The 14,803-nt window shown below is 61.2% G+C and carries 15 protein-coding genes; 5 read left to right on the top strand and 10 right to left on the bottom strand.

Translation table 11 applies throughout. The features are described from left to right. Positions 1 to 315: 315 nt before the first annotated feature. Both ACQY1K_RS17845 and ACQY1K_RS17840 read left to right on the top strand, forming a co-directional pair. Positions 316 to 1,899, top strand: a complete 1,584-nt coding sequence (locus ACQY1K_RS17845; RefSeq protein WP_430259982.1) for a Na+/H+ antiporter — start codon at positions 316 to 318, stop codon at positions 1,897 to 1,899. A 135-nt stretch (positions 1,900 to 2,034) separates the two neighbouring features. Continuing rightward, positions 2,035 to 3,042 (top strand): Atu2307/SP_0267 family LLM class monooxygenase, encoded by a 1,008-nt coding sequence (locus ACQY1K_RS17840; protein ID WP_430259980.1) that lies wholly within the window; start codon positions 2,035 to 2,037, stop codon positions 3,040 to 3,042. Between the two features lie 144 nt (positions 3,043 to 3,186). On the opposite strand, the gene ACQY1K_RS17835 is transcribed toward ACQY1K_RS17840, so the two are convergent. From ACQY1K_RS17835 to ACQY1K_RS17805, 7 genes are all read right to left on the bottom strand, one after another. Then, entirely contained in the window at positions 3,187 to 3,762 is a 576-nt protein-coding gene (locus ACQY1K_RS17835; protein WP_430259978.1) for an NADPH-dependent FMN reductase, read from the bottom strand. A gap of 36 nt (positions 3,763 to 3,798) precedes the next feature. Next, positions 3,799 to 4,719, bottom strand: coding sequence for a LysR substrate-binding domain-containing protein (locus ACQY1K_RS17830; RefSeq protein ID WP_430259976.1), 921 nt, complete (start codon positions 4,717 to 4,719; stop codon positions 3,799 to 3,801). A gap of 85 nt (positions 4,720 to 4,804) precedes the next feature. Beyond that, the gene (locus tag ACQY1K_RS17825) at positions 4,805 to 5,251 is read right to left on the bottom strand and encodes an SRPBCC family protein (protein WP_430259974.1); all 447 of its coding nucleotides are present in this window, start codon (positions 5,249 to 5,251) and stop codon (positions 4,805 to 4,807) included. Beyond that, positions 5,248 to 5,991, bottom strand: coding sequence for an SDR family oxidoreductase (locus tag ACQY1K_RS17820; RefSeq protein ID WP_430259972.1), 744 nt, complete (start codon positions 5,989 to 5,991; stop codon positions 5,248 to 5,250). The genes ACQY1K_RS17825 and ACQY1K_RS17820 overlap by 4 nt, the downstream gene beginning before the upstream one ends. A 68-nt stretch (positions 5,992 to 6,059) precedes the next feature. After that, on the bottom strand, positions 6,060 to 7,301 hold the full coding sequence (locus tag ACQY1K_RS17815; RefSeq protein ID WP_430259970.1) for a GMC family oxidoreductase: 1,242 nt from the start codon (positions 7,299 to 7,301) through the stop codon (positions 6,060 to 6,062). Between the two features lie 670 nt (positions 7,302 to 7,971). Then, entirely contained in the window at positions 7,972 to 9,057 is a 1,086-nt protein-coding gene (locus ACQY1K_RS17810; protein WP_246454117.1) for a sensor histidine kinase, read from the bottom strand. Positions 9,058 to 9,106: 49 nt separating this feature from the next. Next, entirely contained in the window at positions 9,107 to 9,805 is a 699-nt protein-coding gene (locus tag ACQY1K_RS17805; protein WP_430260579.1) for a response regulator transcription factor, read from the bottom strand. Positions 9,806 to 9,900: 95 nt separating this feature from the next. Between ACQY1K_RS17805 and ACQY1K_RS17800 the strand changes: the two genes are divergently transcribed. After that, on the top strand, positions 9,901 to 10,656 hold the full coding sequence (locus tag ACQY1K_RS17800) for a phosphatase PAP2 family protein (RefSeq protein ID WP_430259968.1): 756 nt from the start codon (positions 9,901 to 9,903) through the stop codon (positions 10,654 to 10,656). A gap of 608 nt (positions 10,657 to 11,264) precedes the next feature. Further along, positions 11,265 to 11,666 (top strand): response regulator, encoded by a 402-nt coding sequence (locus ACQY1K_RS17795; protein ID WP_062459305.1) that lies wholly within the window; start codon positions 11,265 to 11,267, stop codon positions 11,664 to 11,666. 111 nt (positions 11,667 to 11,777) lie between these two features. Here ACQY1K_RS17795 and ACQY1K_RS17790 read toward each other — a convergent pair whose 3' ends face one another. The 3 genes from ACQY1K_RS17790 to ACQY1K_RS17780 form a co-directional block, all read right to left on the bottom strand. Continuing rightward, positions 11,778 to 12,767, bottom strand: a complete 990-nt coding sequence (locus ACQY1K_RS17790) for a sensor histidine kinase (RefSeq protein WP_113166133.1) — start codon at positions 12,765 to 12,767, stop codon at positions 11,778 to 11,780. A gap of 13 nt (positions 12,768 to 12,780) precedes the next feature. After that, entirely contained in the window at positions 12,781 to 13,011 is a 231-nt protein-coding gene (locus tag ACQY1K_RS17785) for a hypothetical protein (RefSeq protein ID WP_430259966.1), read from the bottom strand. A 129-nt stretch (positions 13,012 to 13,140) separates the two neighbouring features. Next, positions 13,141 to 13,350, bottom strand: coding sequence for a cold-shock protein (locus ACQY1K_RS17780; protein WP_062459297.1), 210 nt, complete (start codon positions 13,348 to 13,350; stop codon positions 13,141 to 13,143). A gap of 446 nt (positions 13,351 to 13,796) precedes the next feature. On the opposite strand from ACQY1K_RS17780, the gene rsgA reads away from it, so the two are divergent. Continuing rightward, positions 13,797 to 14,798: a ribosome small subunit-dependent GTPase A gene (gene rsgA / locus ACQY1K_RS17775; protein ID WP_092663297.1), complete on the top strand. Its 1,002-nt coding sequence runs from the start codon at positions 13,797 to 13,799 to the stop codon at positions 14,796 to 14,798. Positions 14,799 to 14,803: the final 5 nt, after the last annotated feature.

The following is a 14,803-nucleotide window of genomic DNA, read 5'->3' as shown; positions in this document are numbered from 1 at the left end:
CCGGCATCCAACCCGCCTGAGGCAGCGCGAACTTGATCAGGTGTGGCCCGCTATCGCGACCCATCCTATCTTTTGGTCTGCATGCCCGCGACGAACCATATGATCGGTTCATCAGCAGCGTTGGGATCAGGCGGCCTTTCTTGCTATGTCGCAAATGCTCAGAGTAACTGCCTTAAGCAGCTGTTCGAATACCTAAGGGTGCAGGAGCAGCAATGCACATCCATTGATCTGTTACACACCACAAATTTTGGGCGACTGGCCCTATACTCTGGAGGTATCCGCCATCAGAGAGATTGGCACCTTGGGGAGAGAGAGATGCATCCGGCCGAAACGTTCGAACTGGTTTTTACCCTGCGTCTCGCGATCCTCGCCCTGCACTGGTTTGCCGAACGCGCCAAGCTTCCGCCATCTGTCGCCCTTCTCGTCGGCGGCGGGGCCCTGGCCTTCCTTCCCGGACTGCCGGTGATCGAGCTGGATCCCGAGCTGGTTCTCGTGCTTTTCCTGCCGCCGCTCCTGATGGACGGGGCCTATTATACCGCGCTTGCCGCCTTCCGCCGCCACAGCGCCGGCATTCTGTCGCTGGCCATCGGCGCGGTCGTCTTCACCACCCTGGTGGTGGGGCTTGTTGTTCACTGGCTGGTCCCGGCGCTGCCCTGGGCCGCCTGTTTCGCCCTTGGCGCCATTGTTTCGCCACCGGATGCCGTCTCGGCACGGGCGGTTCTGCAGCGCGTGAAGCTTCCCCGCAGGCTGACAACGCTTCTCGAGGGTGAAAGCCTCCTGAACGACGCCAGCGGCTTGGTGCTTTTCCGCTTCGCTGTCGCGGCAGCCTTGACGGGAAGTTTTGATGCCGTGGATGCGAGCCTCGAGTTCGGCTTCCTGGCGATTGGCGGCGTCGTGGTCGGCGCCGTCGTGGGTGGGGCCTGGACCTTCCTCCTCCGGCGGCTGGGCGACGAGACCCTGATGATCCTCGCCTCCCTGATCCTCGGCTGGGCCGCCTATCTGGCTGCCGAAGCGATCCACGTCTCGGGCGTCATCTCCACAGTCACCGCGGGCCTGGTTTTCGGTTGGTACCAGCACGTCGTCTTTACCGCGAGCGTTCGCATCCGCGCCGGCGCCTTCTGGCACGTCATGGTGTTCCTGATGGAGGCCATGATCTTCATCCTCATCGGTCTTTCGCTGCGCGGCGTGCTGGAACGCGTCGGGGGATTCGAGACTGTCCTTGCCACCATGGCGGTTCCGGTCGTGGGCGTGATCGTCGCGATGACGCTGGCGCGCTTCGTCTGGATCTTCGGCTGCGACGCCGTTCTGGCGCTGCTCAACCGGCTCGGATTTCCCATCGTCGACCCGCTCGGCCCGAGGGCCGCGACGGTGATGAGTTGGGCGGGCATGCGTGGCGTGGTCACCCTCGCTGTTGCCCTGACCGTCCCCGAAACCATGCCAGGTCGCGACCTCATGCTGGTCGCAGCCTTCGCCGCCATTCTCGTCACTGTTCTTCTCCAGGGGATGACGCTTGGGCTGGTCATCCGCGCTGCGAACCTGTCTGATCGGGGCGTGCGCCCGGCATTGAGCCTTGCACAGGCGGAAGCGGCGGTCGCAGCAGCCCAGCTCGTCGCCGTCCGGTCGCAGGCCTATACCGACGACGGAACGCTTGCTCACCCTCGATTGCTCGAGGGCTTCCAGCGGCGCGCCGACCAGGCATTCCAGAACGCGGACGATGAAGACACTTTCGTAGACGAGATCACGGCCCACTACGACCTCGTCCTCGAGGCGGTAAGGGCCGGCCGGGCCGAACTCGTGCGCCTTCATCGCGCCCACCAGATCAGTGACGAAACGCTGCATGACCTGGAGCGAGACCTCGATCTGGAAGAGCTATCGGCGACAGCCGCGAAATCCCTCTGACATGACGCTTGCGGCGTTTACCTCTGTCCAACGTGCTGGACTTAGCGTCCTGCTCGTGTCCCTTCTGATGCCGGAGCCCATGACTTAAAACGAGCGCATCACCGGCGATCGACTGCAAATAAAGGAACTATGGTTTTGGAAATCGGAATTGACAGTTTTGCGGCAACCGTCAAGGGTGTCAGCGCCATGGATCGCATGGGTTTCCTGCTCGACGAGATCGAGATGGCCGATACGTCCGGCCTCGACGTGTTCGGCATTGGTGAGCACCACCGCATCGACTATCTCGACAGCGCACCGGCCGTCATCCTTGCCGCCGCCGCCGCGCGGACGAAGTCGATCCGGCTGACCAGCGCGGTAACGGTGCTTGGCGCCGCAGACCCCGTCCGCGTCTTCCAGGAGTTCGCGACGCTGGACCTCATCTCGCGGGGACGGGCTGAAATCGTCGTTGGTCGGGGATCCTCGATCGAGGCCTATCCGCTGTTCGGTCTCGACCTCAACGACTACGATGCCCTGTCGGAGGAAAAGCTGGAACTGCTGCTCGCCCTGCGCGACGAGACCAATGTGACATGGTCCGGCCGGTTTCGGGCGCCACTCGACGGCCAGGGTGTCTACCCTCGTCCTGCCCAGCCGAAGATGCCCATATGGCTCGGGGTTGGCGGCACGCCGCAATCCTTCGCCCGTGCCGGGATCCTAGGTCTTCCGCTGATGGTGGCGATCATTGGCGGGGAATTCCGGCGGTTTCGATCGCTGGTCAATCTTTACCGGGAGGCCGGAGCACGCGCCGGGCACGCGCCCGAAGCACTGCGCGTCGGCATTCATGCGCTCGGCTTCGTGGCCGAGACGGACCGCGAGGCGGAGGATCGCTTCTTCCCCGGCTGGCAGGCGATGTTCACCAAGATCGGCCTCGAGCGTGGCTGGGCACCGTCGACGCGCGCGCAGTTCGACAACCTGGTTCGGCCCGGCGGCGCGTTCCTCGTCGGTGATCCCGATACGGTGGCGGCAAAGATCCGGCAGACGTCCGATGACCTCGGCGGCATCGACCGGCTGACGTTCCAGATGAGCTCCGCGGCAAGCGACCAGCCGGCGATGCTGCGGTCGATCGAAATGCTCGGCCGCGAGGTCAAGCCACGCCTCTCGGCCTGAGCTAAAGGTCGTTTCTCACAGCGACGGTTGCTGAGGCGGCCTTTCCGTATCCGCCGGAGGAACAGCGATGAAAACGCGGGTTCCGACCTACTGAGCCAAAAGGCGCTTGGTCCGTCGGTTATCCGCACGCGTTGCAGGCGGCGTTCAGCCTGAGACTCGGTACCTTTGCGCAAAGTGCGCGAAGGCCGAAACCTGCTTTGCCAGGAAGTGGCGCGTGTCGGCGTCGGTCAGTTCCAGCGTTTCGCTGTGCACCTTGGCTGCGACATGCCCGATCATGACCTCCGGCTTGTTGAGAACGGCGGCATCCAGATAGACGAGGATCTGTCGGAGATGATACTGGGCCCTAGCGCCGCCGAGCATACCGGCTGACGCCGTTTGGATGGCCACCGGCTTGCCGGCAAACGGCTGGTTCGGCAGCCGTGAAAGCCAGTCCAGCGCGTTCTTGATGCCACCCGGGACCGAGTAGTTGTACTCGGGCGTGACGATGATTACGCCGTCGGCGAGACGGATCGCCTCACCCATCGCCGTCACCTCCGCGGGGAACCCTGCCGCCTGCACATCCTCGTCGTAGAGCGGGAACGTGCCGACCGAGCCGAGTGCTGTGATGGTCACGCCCTCCGGGGCGAGAGACGGCAGGGCGCGAGCGATTGCAGCATTGTAGGATTTATGACGCAGGCTTCCGAGAAGGGTCACGAAGTGCAGCGGCTTAGGTTCAAACATGAAGGCTCCAAATGAGAATGCCGACGAAAAGGCGGATCAAACGGGATCAGAATCCGGATTGACCACTTTCGGCAGCTCGATGATGAGATAGTCGAGAAACGCGCGCACCGAAGGCAGCACGTAATCCCGGAACGGCAGGACTGCAGTGATCTCCGCCTTGCCGGCCAGCCATTCCGGCATGACCCTTTGCAATCTGCCCTCAGCCACGTCTTCCCGGCAGATGTAACCGGGAAGTGCCGCGATCCCGATGCCGTCTGCCGCAGCCTGTTTCAGCATGATCAGGTCGTTGCCCGCCATGCGTGGCTGGACGGAAAGCACCCGGTCGCCGATCACGGGATGGCTGAGCTTCCACACCGTTGCCTGCCCGGGACGATGCATCGCCAGAAGGTCATGTTCTGAAAGCTCGTCCGGTGTCTTCGGTTCGCCACGACGCTCGATATAGCGCGGCGCTGCGAAAATGAACCAGGGCGCCGGAGAGAGCGTCCGCTGCACCAGGGCCGAATCGGTCATCTGCCCCTCGTGAGCCCGGATCGCGAGATCGAAAGCGCCGCCGACGATGTCCGTCTGCTCGTCGCCCGTGTGCTGGACGAGCTGGATTTTCGGGTGGTCGATCGCGAACTGCGGTATGATCTGCCGCAGGACATAGACCGAGGTCGCGATCGCCGTCGTGAACTTGATGACCCCCGTCGGCTCCTCCAGCCTCTGGCGCACCGCGTTCTCCGCGATGTCGGCGTTTCGAAGCATGACAAGCGCGTGGCGATAGAAGAGAGTGCCCGCTTCGGTCAGCGTCTGCACCCGTGACGTTCGATTGATCAGCCGGACGCCGAGGGCGGCTTCAAGCTGCTGCAGCCGATGGCTGAGTGTCGACTTCGCAACGCCCGTGCTGCGGCTTGCAGCTGTCAGGCCGCCGCTGTCGACGACCTGGACGAAGGTACGGAAATCATTGAGGTCGAGCACGGGTTCAGTCCTTTTACGAGATCGGCGCAAAGACCGCCAAAGGCCGTTTTTTGATGGGCCAATTCCAAGGAGACCACGACCAGCATTAGAGAGACGCCCTGACAAGCGCAACCCCGAGATGATCGGCCAGTCCTCTAGATGCCGCCGCAAACGCCGAGAGGTTGATCCCCATCACCACCTCCGAATCGATCCCATCCACCGGGACGAACGACGCCTCGAACCGGATGCTGGCTTCATCGGCGCTCTCGCCGGGACGAACCAGGATCTGGTTCGTCTGGGCGCTGACCGGGATCGGAAACGTCACCATCTGGTAGGTGAGATGACGCGCCCCGTCATCACTGGATATTAGCCGCTCGCGGACGGTCGTCCCGTCGGTCGTGACCAGCTCCCGTTCTCCGTCGGCGACCAGACGGCTTTCACGGGCAATCGGGTTCCACGAGGCGACCGCTGCGAAATCGCTAACGACGGACCAGATCCGTTCCGGGCTTGCGGCAAGGGTCGCGGTATAGACGGCGACATAGCTCTTGCTCATACCCGTGCTCCACCGTTGGCCAGAACATGCTGCCCCGTCAGCCAGCGTGCCTGATCTGAAGCCAGGAAGGCGACGACATCGGCGATCTCGTCGGGTTCGCCAAGGCGTCCGAGTGGCGACCCGGCCGCAATCCGGTCACGCTCTTCCTGCGGCGCATCCTTGATGAACTCGGTGTTGGTTGCGCCGGGCATGACCGAGTTTACGGTAATCCCGCGGTGACCCAGCTCTATCGCCAGAACCTCGACGATCAGCTTCGATCCGGCCTTCGAGGCCGCGTGCAGGCCCATGCCCTGTGCCGTGAACGCGGTGGTCGAGGTCGAGATGTCGATAATCCTTCCGCCGTCCCGCACCCGCTTGGCCGCTTCCTGGAGCACGAAGAACGAGCCCTTGGCATTGAGACCAAAAATTCGGTCAAAATCCTCTTCCTTCACGTCGACGACCGGCACGCCGATGAACGGCAGCCCGGCATTGGCGACGACGATATCGAGGCCGCCGAAGGCCGTATCGACCTCGTCAAACAGCCGCCGGATGTCCGCCATATCGGCGACATCGGCCTGGAAGGGACGCGCCACGCCGCCGGCATCCTCGACGGCCCGCACCGCTTCCGCCGCTTCCTTCGGACGGCTGCGATAGTTGATCGCAACCGTCGCGCCCTCGCGGCCGAGCCGCTCGCCGATCGCCCGGCCGATGCCGCGCGATGCACCGGTGATCAGCGCTACCTTGCCTTTGAGAGATGTCATGAGAATGCTCCTTCGTATGTGGGCTATGATCGGCGAGAGCGCCGGCCTGGCTCTTTCGATCCGGCCGGTCAGGCGAGGATGCGCGCGGCGATCCGCTCGGCGACCATGATGGTGGTGACGTTGGTCGGGACCGACGGGATGTCGGGAAGAATGGAGGCGTCAACGACGCGAAGGTTCTCGATGCCACGCACGCGCCCGAAGGCATCGACAACGGCAGTCTCGTCGGTGTCTGTCCCCATCGGAACCGTCGAGGTCGGATGCTGGTAAGCCGCGATGTTGGCGATGATATTGGCGCGCAGGTCCGCGTCGCTTTGCACGGCATCGCCGGGCGCCATCTCGTGATCGACCATGCCCGCGAAAGGAGCGGTTCTGCCGATCTCGCGGGACAGCCTGACCGCTTCCACCATCCTGTCGAGATCGCTCGGGTCGTCGAAGAAGTTATAGTGGATGCGCGGCGCGACGAGCGGATCGCGCGAGGCCAGGCGGAAGCTGCCGACAGACTTTGGCAGCGTTACTGCAGCCGCGAGAACGATCGCGCCGCCCGTCGGGCTCGCCTTCGGGTCGATGAAGTGGGTCGCGGAGACCTGGAGGTCGAGATCGCCGCCGGTCGCTGCCGCTGAGCCCGTCCAGACAAGCGCGCCGGCTGCAGGGCTCATGGCCCTGTCGGCGGCCTTCAGGGCGTAGACGTTGTAGAAGAACGGATGGTCCTGGAGACGGGATCCGACCGGCAGGTCCGCCAGGACAGGAATCTCCAGCGCGCGGAGATCGCCGGCAGGCCCGATGCCGGAGCGCAGCAGCATGGCCGAGCTTCCGAACGCCCCGCCCGACAAGATGATCTCGCCGCCGGTCAAAACCTCTCCCGTCACCAGCCGGACGCCGGAGGCCCGATTGCCGCTGAAGACAACGTGATCCACTTCTGTCTCGCCGCGGATGGTGAGGTTCGGGCGGGCGCGAACCTCCTCGGTGAGATAGACGATGCCGGTATTCATCCTCCTCTCGTCGACGACGTTGAGCGGATAGGCCCCTGCCCCGTCCGCAGCCGCGCTGTTAAAATCCGAAACGTCAGCCAGACCCAAGGCCCACGCGGCGTGAACGAAGCCGCGAGAGGACGCGGTCAGTTCCTCGAGGGTTCGCTGCCGGACCGGAAAGGGGCCGGATCGACCATGCAGGGTATCGTCGCCGGTCGGGGTGTTTTCCAAAGCCTTGTAAGCGGCCGACACCTCGTTCCAGGACCAGCCTTCGATCCCGCGCGCCGCCCAGCGTGCGAAGTCGGACGGCCGTGCCCGCGCCATTGACGGCGGAACTGCCACCGACCACCCTGCCCCGCGGCAATGGAATGTCATGGCCGAGCTTTGTCGTGTCGTCGCTGTGATAGTGCCAATCGAAACCCGAAGTCCCCACAGTGCCGGCATCGGTCAGGCTCTGCGGATAGGCGCTCGGCTCAAAATTAGGCCCCGCTTCCATTAACAGTACGGTGCGATGAGGATCGGCGCTGAGGCGCGTTGCAAGCACCGCTCCGGCGGACCCGCCTCCCACGATGATCACGTCGACCGGTGGCGCTTCGGCATGGGCGTGCGCCAGGCCGATCAGGACAGCGCCCGTTGCTTTGCCGCTTCCAGCCATGAAACGTCTCCTCGTCATCGCCACTTGCGTGAAATTGTCCCTGATGGAGCGCTATGAGCGCTGCAGGCAAGGCTTCACCTCTGTGTCAGGGAAGTAGCGAATACGGGATTGTGCGAACAGCGGGCCCATCCCGGAAGCTACGTTCAACAGGATGGACGATGCACACCGACGACGTGACGACGCCACGAAGCTAGGCCAACTGTCTAAACTGAGCGATGCAGTGCTTGACGACCGAATTTGACGCGCAAGGCGGAGGCATTTCCGCTGCCGGTCAGAAGCGGTAGATTCTTACCCGGTGCGACAGGCAGGCGCTGTTCGCCTCCATTTCAGTTGGAGCGTCCTCGGGATCGCTTAGGTCTACGCGACCTCAAATGTAACCTTGGCGTATGCGCCACCGTCAGGATTGTTTCCGACCTCCAAGCGGGCATTGTGGCCTTCCGCAATCGCTTTGACGATCGTCAGACCAAGCCCTGAACCGCTCGTGCCACGACCGCTGAGCCTCTCGCTTCTCCAGAACATGTCGAAAGAGGAGTGCTGCGCATAGTCTGGTAGTCCTGGACCCTTGTCCTGGACAGAAATGAACGACCGCCCCGTGTCATCCACCCCAGTGTGAACATCGATCGGCCCGAAATCGCCCGCGTATCGCCGTGCGTTTTCCAGAAGAGCGAGGATAGCCTGGCGGAAACGGTCCGGATCGATCATTGCCGGTGCGGGCGCAAGGTAGGTTCGGAAATTGACATCACCGCCTGCGGAGATCTGGAACAGGGTCACCGTCTCCGAAGCATGCAAGGCCAAGTCGGTCGCCGTGGTCGCGGTCACAAAGTCGATCGTGCCCGCCAGTGAGAGCGTGTTCAGCTGGTCCACCAGCCGCGACATGCCCCGTGTCTGCGCCAAAAGCGCACGCAACTGGGCTTCGCTGACGGGAATGACGCCGTCAGTCATGCCTTGCAGATTGCCCTGCAGCACCGTCAGTGGTGTGCGCAATTCGTGGGCCACCGCGCGCGTATTGAATTTCAGGCGGGTCTCCAATGCAAGCAACTCGCTCGCCATGCGATTGATGGTGATCGCAAGCGTTTCGACTTCCTTGGTTGCGCCCGGTTCGACCGTGACCTGAAAATCGCCCTGCCGGATCTTTTCGGCTGCGGCCGTCAGGCGGGTGAGCGGCGCGACGAGCCGGTAGGCCAGGACGACGCCAATGCCGCTGGTAAACACGATCAGCAGAAATCCGAAACCTAAAACACCCTCGACAGGGGACGCCTCGGTCGCCTCTTCCAGTGTCGGATAGAGCGGCGCGAGTGCCGCGAGATCGCTCGGTGCGGGGATCTCGCCATTGTTGATGCTGACCCAGGCACGTTTCGCATCGGGGGGCAGCGCGTCCAGTGCCGATAATTCGGCATGATCGATATACCAGTCGGTCAGGATATAGAGGAGCGCGATGGTCATCAGTTGAATGACGGAAACCAGAGCCGCCGTCAGTGTTGATAGAGCCGGTCTAGACACCTGTCGACCTCGCGAAACGATAGCCTATCCCGCGCACGGCAACGATAAAGCCGTCCAGGCCGCAACTCGCCAGCTTTCGCCTGAGATTAGCGATATGCGTATCGACGGTTCGATCGAGCGCATCGCTTTCGGGCATGCACGCGTCCAGCAAGGATGCTCTTTCGAAGGTCTTAAACGGCGACCGGACGAAACAAACGAGAAGGCGAAACTCCGTTGCGGTCAGCGGCAGTTCGACCCGGCCTTTGTCCGTCGATGCAATCGCGATGTGGGCCTCCAGCTGAACCTCGACCCCATCGTGCCGGACAACCTCATGAGCGCCAACGCCTCTGGTGCGCTTGAGGACTGCGCCCACCCGCGCCACGACTTCCTGCGGGTTGAACGGTTTGGTGACATAGTCATCGGCGCCGAGCTTCAGGCCGAGCAACTTGTCGGTACTGTCATCCATCGCCGACAGGAAGATGACCGGCACGCTGGAATTTGCCCGGACCCTCGCCAGAAGATCGAAGCCATCGATGTCAGGCAGGCCGATATCGAGCAGGATCAGGTCGGGCTGTAATCTCTGGACGTGGGTGAGAGCCGTAAGCCCTGTCGAAGCCTTTACCGTCCTGTAGCCGGCTCTTGCGAGATATTTTTCAATAAGGGAAGCAATCTCTTGGTCGTCCTCGACGACCAGCACGAGCGATGAGATCATCGTCAAACTCTCTGACTTTGACATGCTCTTCTCCGGTTCTCGGTCAAATCTTGATAATCCGGCGAGAGAACGTGGTCCTCACAGAGGAACCACCCATGGACGTAACTGATCTCAACCACGTTCAAAAAGCAAATCCGAAGACCGTTGAAGACGAAGCACACTGTTTGCTTCCAGAAGCGCTTATGCTTCTGGGTTTTGTATCGCTGATCTTTGCAACTGTGCCGGAAATCGACCTGATCGTCAGTCGTTATTTCTGGGATCCCATCGCGGGCTTCGCTTTCGAGGAAAACAGTTTTCTCATTGCGTTTCGTGACCTCAACAGGCGTCTGCCTTGGGTCGTGATCGGGTTTGCAATCGTGCTTTTGCTTGCAAGTCCTTTCCTCAGGAACCCGAAATACTCAGCCGCACCGTATAAGTTGTTATTCGTGCTGACCTTCTTTGCAGCAGGTCCGGGGCTGGTCGTTCAATTCATCAAGATGCTGGTCGGGAGGGCGCGTCCAAGAGCACTCGACGAATTCGGCGGCAGCGCGATCTTTACCCCTCCGTGGCAGCTCACCGACCAATGCGTCAGAAATTGTTCCTTTATCTCGGGAGAGGCCGCAAGCGCCTTTGCGCTGCTCACACTTGTCGTGTTCGTTACCCCCAGACACCGGACAACTTTTCTCGCAGCGGTCGGCATTGTCGCGGCAGCCTTCTCATTCAACCGAGTGAAGTTCGGAGGCCACTTCCTCTCGGACGTGGTGATCGCCTGGAATGTGATGTTCGTTCTGGCCGTGCTCCTCTGGCAATTGTTTTCTCAAAACGCACCTCAGATCGACGCATTATTCAAGAGAGATCCGTGCCGAACGTAAGTCTTCGTTGAGATCGCATCAGAGCGTGCGGCCTGGGCCTGGAGTAATGCCGTCGGTTACGTTCGCTGCCGGCAGGAACCGTGGCCGCATCTGGTGCAACGCTGCGGTCATCTACTTAAATTCGCTGGCACGGCCGACTTCAGACTTCCTAATTTATGAATATACCGGTCGATCGTGAACCGGGCGGGGTCGCAAGCTGGATATTGCCGCGATCTGCGGATTGCCATCTGTCCTGCTAGTTGATGGCCGCGGTCCTTATGGCGCCTTGGATAAGGTCGTCAAGACGTCATCGCTAACGTCATCGACGAGAAGTCGAGGACTGCTCTGACGCTTGGCGAATGTTTCTGCGAGATAATCAGACGACGTGGATGGGAAGACTTGTCGGCGGTAAGTCCACGATCAGCCGTATCAACCGACCCGACCACATCCCGGTCGGCCAGAATATGTGAAAGCACGGCGAGACCTCCTTGCTACTAACCGAAAGCTCTACTGCCACTGCAATGCAACGCACTAGCCGGAAAGGACAATGCAGTTGTCTGATACCCACTGCGTTTTTTGGAACGATAACCGCGTCGGTCTGTTGTAGGGCCACATGCAGGGAGTGGGACATGCGCAAAGTACTCGTGGTGGACGACGAGGTGTTGATCCGGATGACGGTCACAGACGCCCTGGAGGATGCGGGGTTCGAGGTCATAGAAGCCGGCACGGTGGACGAGGCCCTGGACAAGATTGACGACGGGACCATTCACTTCCTGTTCACGGATATCCAGATGCCAGGCCTTCTGACGGGTGTGGACCTTGCCCACGAAGTCGCCGCTCGCTTCCCTCACGCCGGGATCGTGGTTGCCTCCGGTCGCATCACGCCCGGTGAGATCGATCTGCCATCTTCGGCACAATTTTTCTCCAAGCCGTATGACCTTGATCTGATCGTTGCGCGCTTCGAGTCGATGTCGAAAAGCGCTGATCAGCGCGCTTCATCTAGCCATGTTTCCGAAACAAGCGGACGCTAACTTATTCACCGGCAACCGAGGCGACCGCGCAGACGTTCAACGACAAAACAGCTGCGCGTTAGCCCGTCGGTTTTCCGGCGCGGGCTTGCGGCCGAGGCCTTTTCCAAGCGGTCAAGAGGCAAGCCGGCTCGTGTCGATGATAAGCGTGACCAGCGCTCCGTCCGGTGTCCAGTTATAGGAGATCGTTCCTCCAAGGTGAGCGGACATGGTACGGTCCAGCATTCTGCTACCGTAGCCGGCCGGGCCCTGTGGGAAGACAACCTCTGGCCCGCCCTGCTCGATCCAGGTCACCATAAGATTGTTCTCCTCGACCGATCCGGACACATCCAGTGTTCCGGTGCCGACTGACAGGGCGCCGTATTTCAGTGAATTCGTGGCGAGTTCGTGGATCACCAGCGAGAGGCCTGTGGCTGCCGCCTCTCCCACGCCCATCCTTGGAACTGCTACCCGAATACGGCCAGCAAACGCCGCCGTCTCGTCATAGGGGGAGAGCAAGATCGTGATCAGGTCACCGAGAAGAGCGGCCTTGCCCTGCCCGCCAGGTAAAGGCCGGACAAGGTCGTGAGCACGGCCGAGAGCGGTTAGCCTTAGAGTGAGCTGTGAGGTCATATCGGCGATCGAACTCGAGGACCGGGATGTCATCTGCGTCAGCCCTGACGCGATGGCGAGCAGGTTCTTGACCCGGTGGCTCATTTCTCCGGCGAGAAGCTCATGCCCTTCTTCAGCCTGCTTGCGGCCTGTGACATCGAGAAAGATGCCGGTCATCTGCCGAGCCAGAATATCCTCATCGCTCCCCTGACCGCGTGCTGAGATCCAGCGAACTTCAACATCGCTCATGATCCTGAAGTCGATCTCGTAAGGTCCAACGACGGCACGTGTTGCCGAGAACGCTGCCCTGACACGATCGCGGTCGGCCGGATGGACCTTGGCCGAAAGGTCCTCAAAGGACAGGACGCCATCGACCTCCAAATCCCATAGTGCATACCCCCGCTGGTCCATCGTGAACGCGTCCGTATCGACGTTCCAGGTCCACAGCGCCACGCCTGCCGCCTTGATCGCGCGTCGCAACTGACCGGATGTCCACTCGGTGTTCTGGTCCATCAAGATGGCATCCTTAAAGGTCGGACTTGCGGGCGCGCATTGCGATCAGGCCTGCGGATGCCTTGGCGATGTCGTCGGCATCCTTCGCGAGGCGTGCCTGCCGCAGCCTTTGTGTTTTCGTCTCGCGCGCCGCAACGAGGGAGTCCATTTCCGCGACGGCGTGATTTCGGGCAAAGAACTGCGTCTGCGTATTGCCGAAGGCAATCTCGGCCTGCTGTCTGGATTTCGAATGGATCTGTGTCATGGATTTTCCTGTGGTTGAGCCTGCTTTGAGCGAGCCAACAAAAAAGGCCAGGCTGTAAGCCCGGCCTCTCAAATAACTTGGTGTCGTCGGTGCCAGTACATCCGTGGTCAAGGACGAAACCAGGTACGATTAGGCAGCCTGAAGGTTGCAGGCCGACATCTTGCCCGACTTCGCGTCGCGCTCGAGTTCGTAGCCAAGCTTCTGGCCTTCTACGATTTCGCGCATTCCCGCGCGCTCGACGGCAGAGATGTGGACGAACGCGTCAGCGCCGCCGTTGTCAGGCTCGATGAAGCCGAAACCCTTGGTGGAATTAAACCATTTTACTGTGCCTGTGGTCATGATGAACCCTTTCAAAGCAATGTTGAGTGACCGTAGGACCGAAGCCGAACGGATGAGTGTAACGATTGATTTTGAGAGGGAAGTTCGTTCAGAGCGCGGTGCCAATCGCGCGGTAACCAAAGTTCAGCAAGCAAAAGATCGATAAACCAAAGATAGAGACGAAGGGCCGCCAAGTCAACCTTTAGTTTTGACCTGCTCTACAGACCCGTCCCGCACGACGAGGTTCATTAGGGCTTGTCCGCCAACCGCCCCGCGCATACAGTCTGAAGAGGATGGTTCTGTATGCCAGCGTCCAAAAGAACTTGCCTCCGTCCGCGACGCACCGGCGCTCATAGACTCTTTTCGGCCAAACTTCTCGCGCAGCCAAGGGAAACCGAAGCCAACAGGCCCCGTCCAACCCTAACAGCTCCAAAGATTGCGACCTTCCTTTGATCGACCCCCTTCACATGACAGCGCTTAAACGACTTGGTTGGTCGGACTTCTTTTCGGATCAGCTCACATCCGATGAAGACGAACTCGCGCCGCGGCGCATTGCCTCCGTCCACCGGTCGCGCGTGGAGGCTATTGATGCCGGTGGTCCGGCCGCCCTCGAGCTCCCAGCCAACGCCAACACCGCCGATTTCGCGGTCGGCGATTGGATCCTCGCCGACCCGATCAGCGGCATGCTGGTTCGCCGTCTCGAACGGAAAACTCTCTTTCAACGACGTGCGGGGAACGACACGATCCCGCAACTGGTTGCTGCCAACGTCGATACCCTGTTCATCGTGACGTCCTGCAACGCCGAATTCAACCTTTCAAGGTTGGAACGGTATCTGATCCTGGCCGAACAAGCCGGGAGCAACCCGGTGATCGTCCTGACAAAGGCGGACACGACCGAAGACGCTGACGTCTTCCGGGTCCAGGCGCAGGGACTGCAGCCTGGCCTGCCCGTTATCCTCCTGAACGGACGCTCGGTAGAGGCACGCGAACTCCTGGCGCCGTGGTGCGGCGAGGGACAGACCTGCGCGCTCGTGGGATCGTCGGGCGTTGGGAAATCAACCCTGGTCAACTCGCTCGTCGGGTCTCAGTCGGACACACAGAAGACCGGCACGATCCGGGAATACGACTCGCAGGGCAGACACACCACGACGGCACGATCGCTGCACGCGCTACCGGGTGGCGGATGGGTGATCGATACACCCGGGATCCGGACGCTGTATGTAAGTGATGTTGCCGACGGTATCGATGTCTTCTTTTCCGATATCGCCGAACTGGCATCGCAGTGCCGGTTTCGCGATTGCAGCCATGTCCACGAACCCGGATGTGCCGTTCAGGCTGCAGTCGCAAGCGGCGAACTTGCAGGCGATCGTCTCGACCGGTGGCGAACCCTGGTCACCGAAAATCGGGACAGGACGCCGGTCGTCAGCGGTCCACACGGCAACAAGATCTCCAGAAGAAAGCGCCACTAGGCGCG

This window comes from Neorhizobium sp. IRS_2294, assembly GCF_050500145.1.
GTDB lineage: Bacteria > Pseudomonadota > Alphaproteobacteria > Rhizobiales > Rhizobiaceae > Neorhizobium > Neorhizobium soli.
This window is presented reverse-complemented; position numbering and strand designations above follow the sequence as displayed.

What these genes read in the sequence shown, in the direction of transcription:
- ACQY1K_RS17810 (WP_246454117.1), bottom strand. Translation starts at nt 9,057, where the DNA reads ATGACCATCGCGCTCCTCTATATCCTGACCGACTGGTATATCGATCAT.
- ACQY1K_RS17845 (WP_430259982.1), top strand. Translation starts at nt 316, where the DNA reads ATGCATCCGGCCGAAACGTTCGAACTGGTTTTTACCCTGCGTCTCGCG.
- ACQY1K_RS17820 (WP_430259972.1), bottom strand. Translation starts at nt 5,991, where the DNA reads ATGACATCTCTCAAAGGCAAGGTAGCGCTGATCACCGGTGCATCGCGC.
- ACQY1K_RS17785 (WP_430259966.1), bottom strand. Translation starts at nt 13,011, where the DNA reads ATGACACAGATCCATTCGAAATCCAGACAGCAGGCCGAGATTGCCTTC.
- rsgA (WP_092663297.1), top strand. Translation starts at nt 13,797, where the DNA reads ATGACAGCGCTTAAACGACTTGGTTGGTCGGACTTCTTTTCGGATCAG.
- ACQY1K_RS17835 (WP_430259978.1), bottom strand. Translation starts at nt 3,762, where the DNA reads ATGTTTGAACCTAAGCCGCTGCACTTCGTGACCCTTCTCGGAAGCCTG.
- ACQY1K_RS17805 (WP_430260579.1), bottom strand. Translation starts at nt 9,805, where the DNA reads ATGATCTCATCGCTCGTGCTGGTCGTCGAGGACGACCAAGAGATTGCT.
- ACQY1K_RS17795 (WP_062459305.1), top strand. Translation starts at nt 11,265, where the DNA reads ATGCGCAAAGTACTCGTGGTGGACGACGAGGTGTTGATCCGGATGACG.
- ACQY1K_RS17780 (WP_062459297.1), bottom strand. Translation starts at nt 13,350, where the DNA reads ATGACCACAGGCACAGTAAAATGGTTTAATTCCACCAAGGGTTTCGGC.
- ACQY1K_RS17825 (WP_430259974.1), bottom strand. Translation starts at nt 5,251, where the DNA reads ATGAGCAAGAGCTATGTCGCCGTCTATACCGCGACCCTTGCCGCAAGC.
- ACQY1K_RS17800 (WP_430259968.1), top strand. Translation starts at nt 9,901, where the DNA reads ATGGACGTAACTGATCTCAACCACGTTCAAAAAGCAAATCCGAAGACC.
- ACQY1K_RS17790 (WP_113166133.1), bottom strand. Translation starts at nt 12,767, where the DNA reads ATGGACCAGAACACCGAGTGGACATCCGGTCAGTTGCGACGCGCGATC.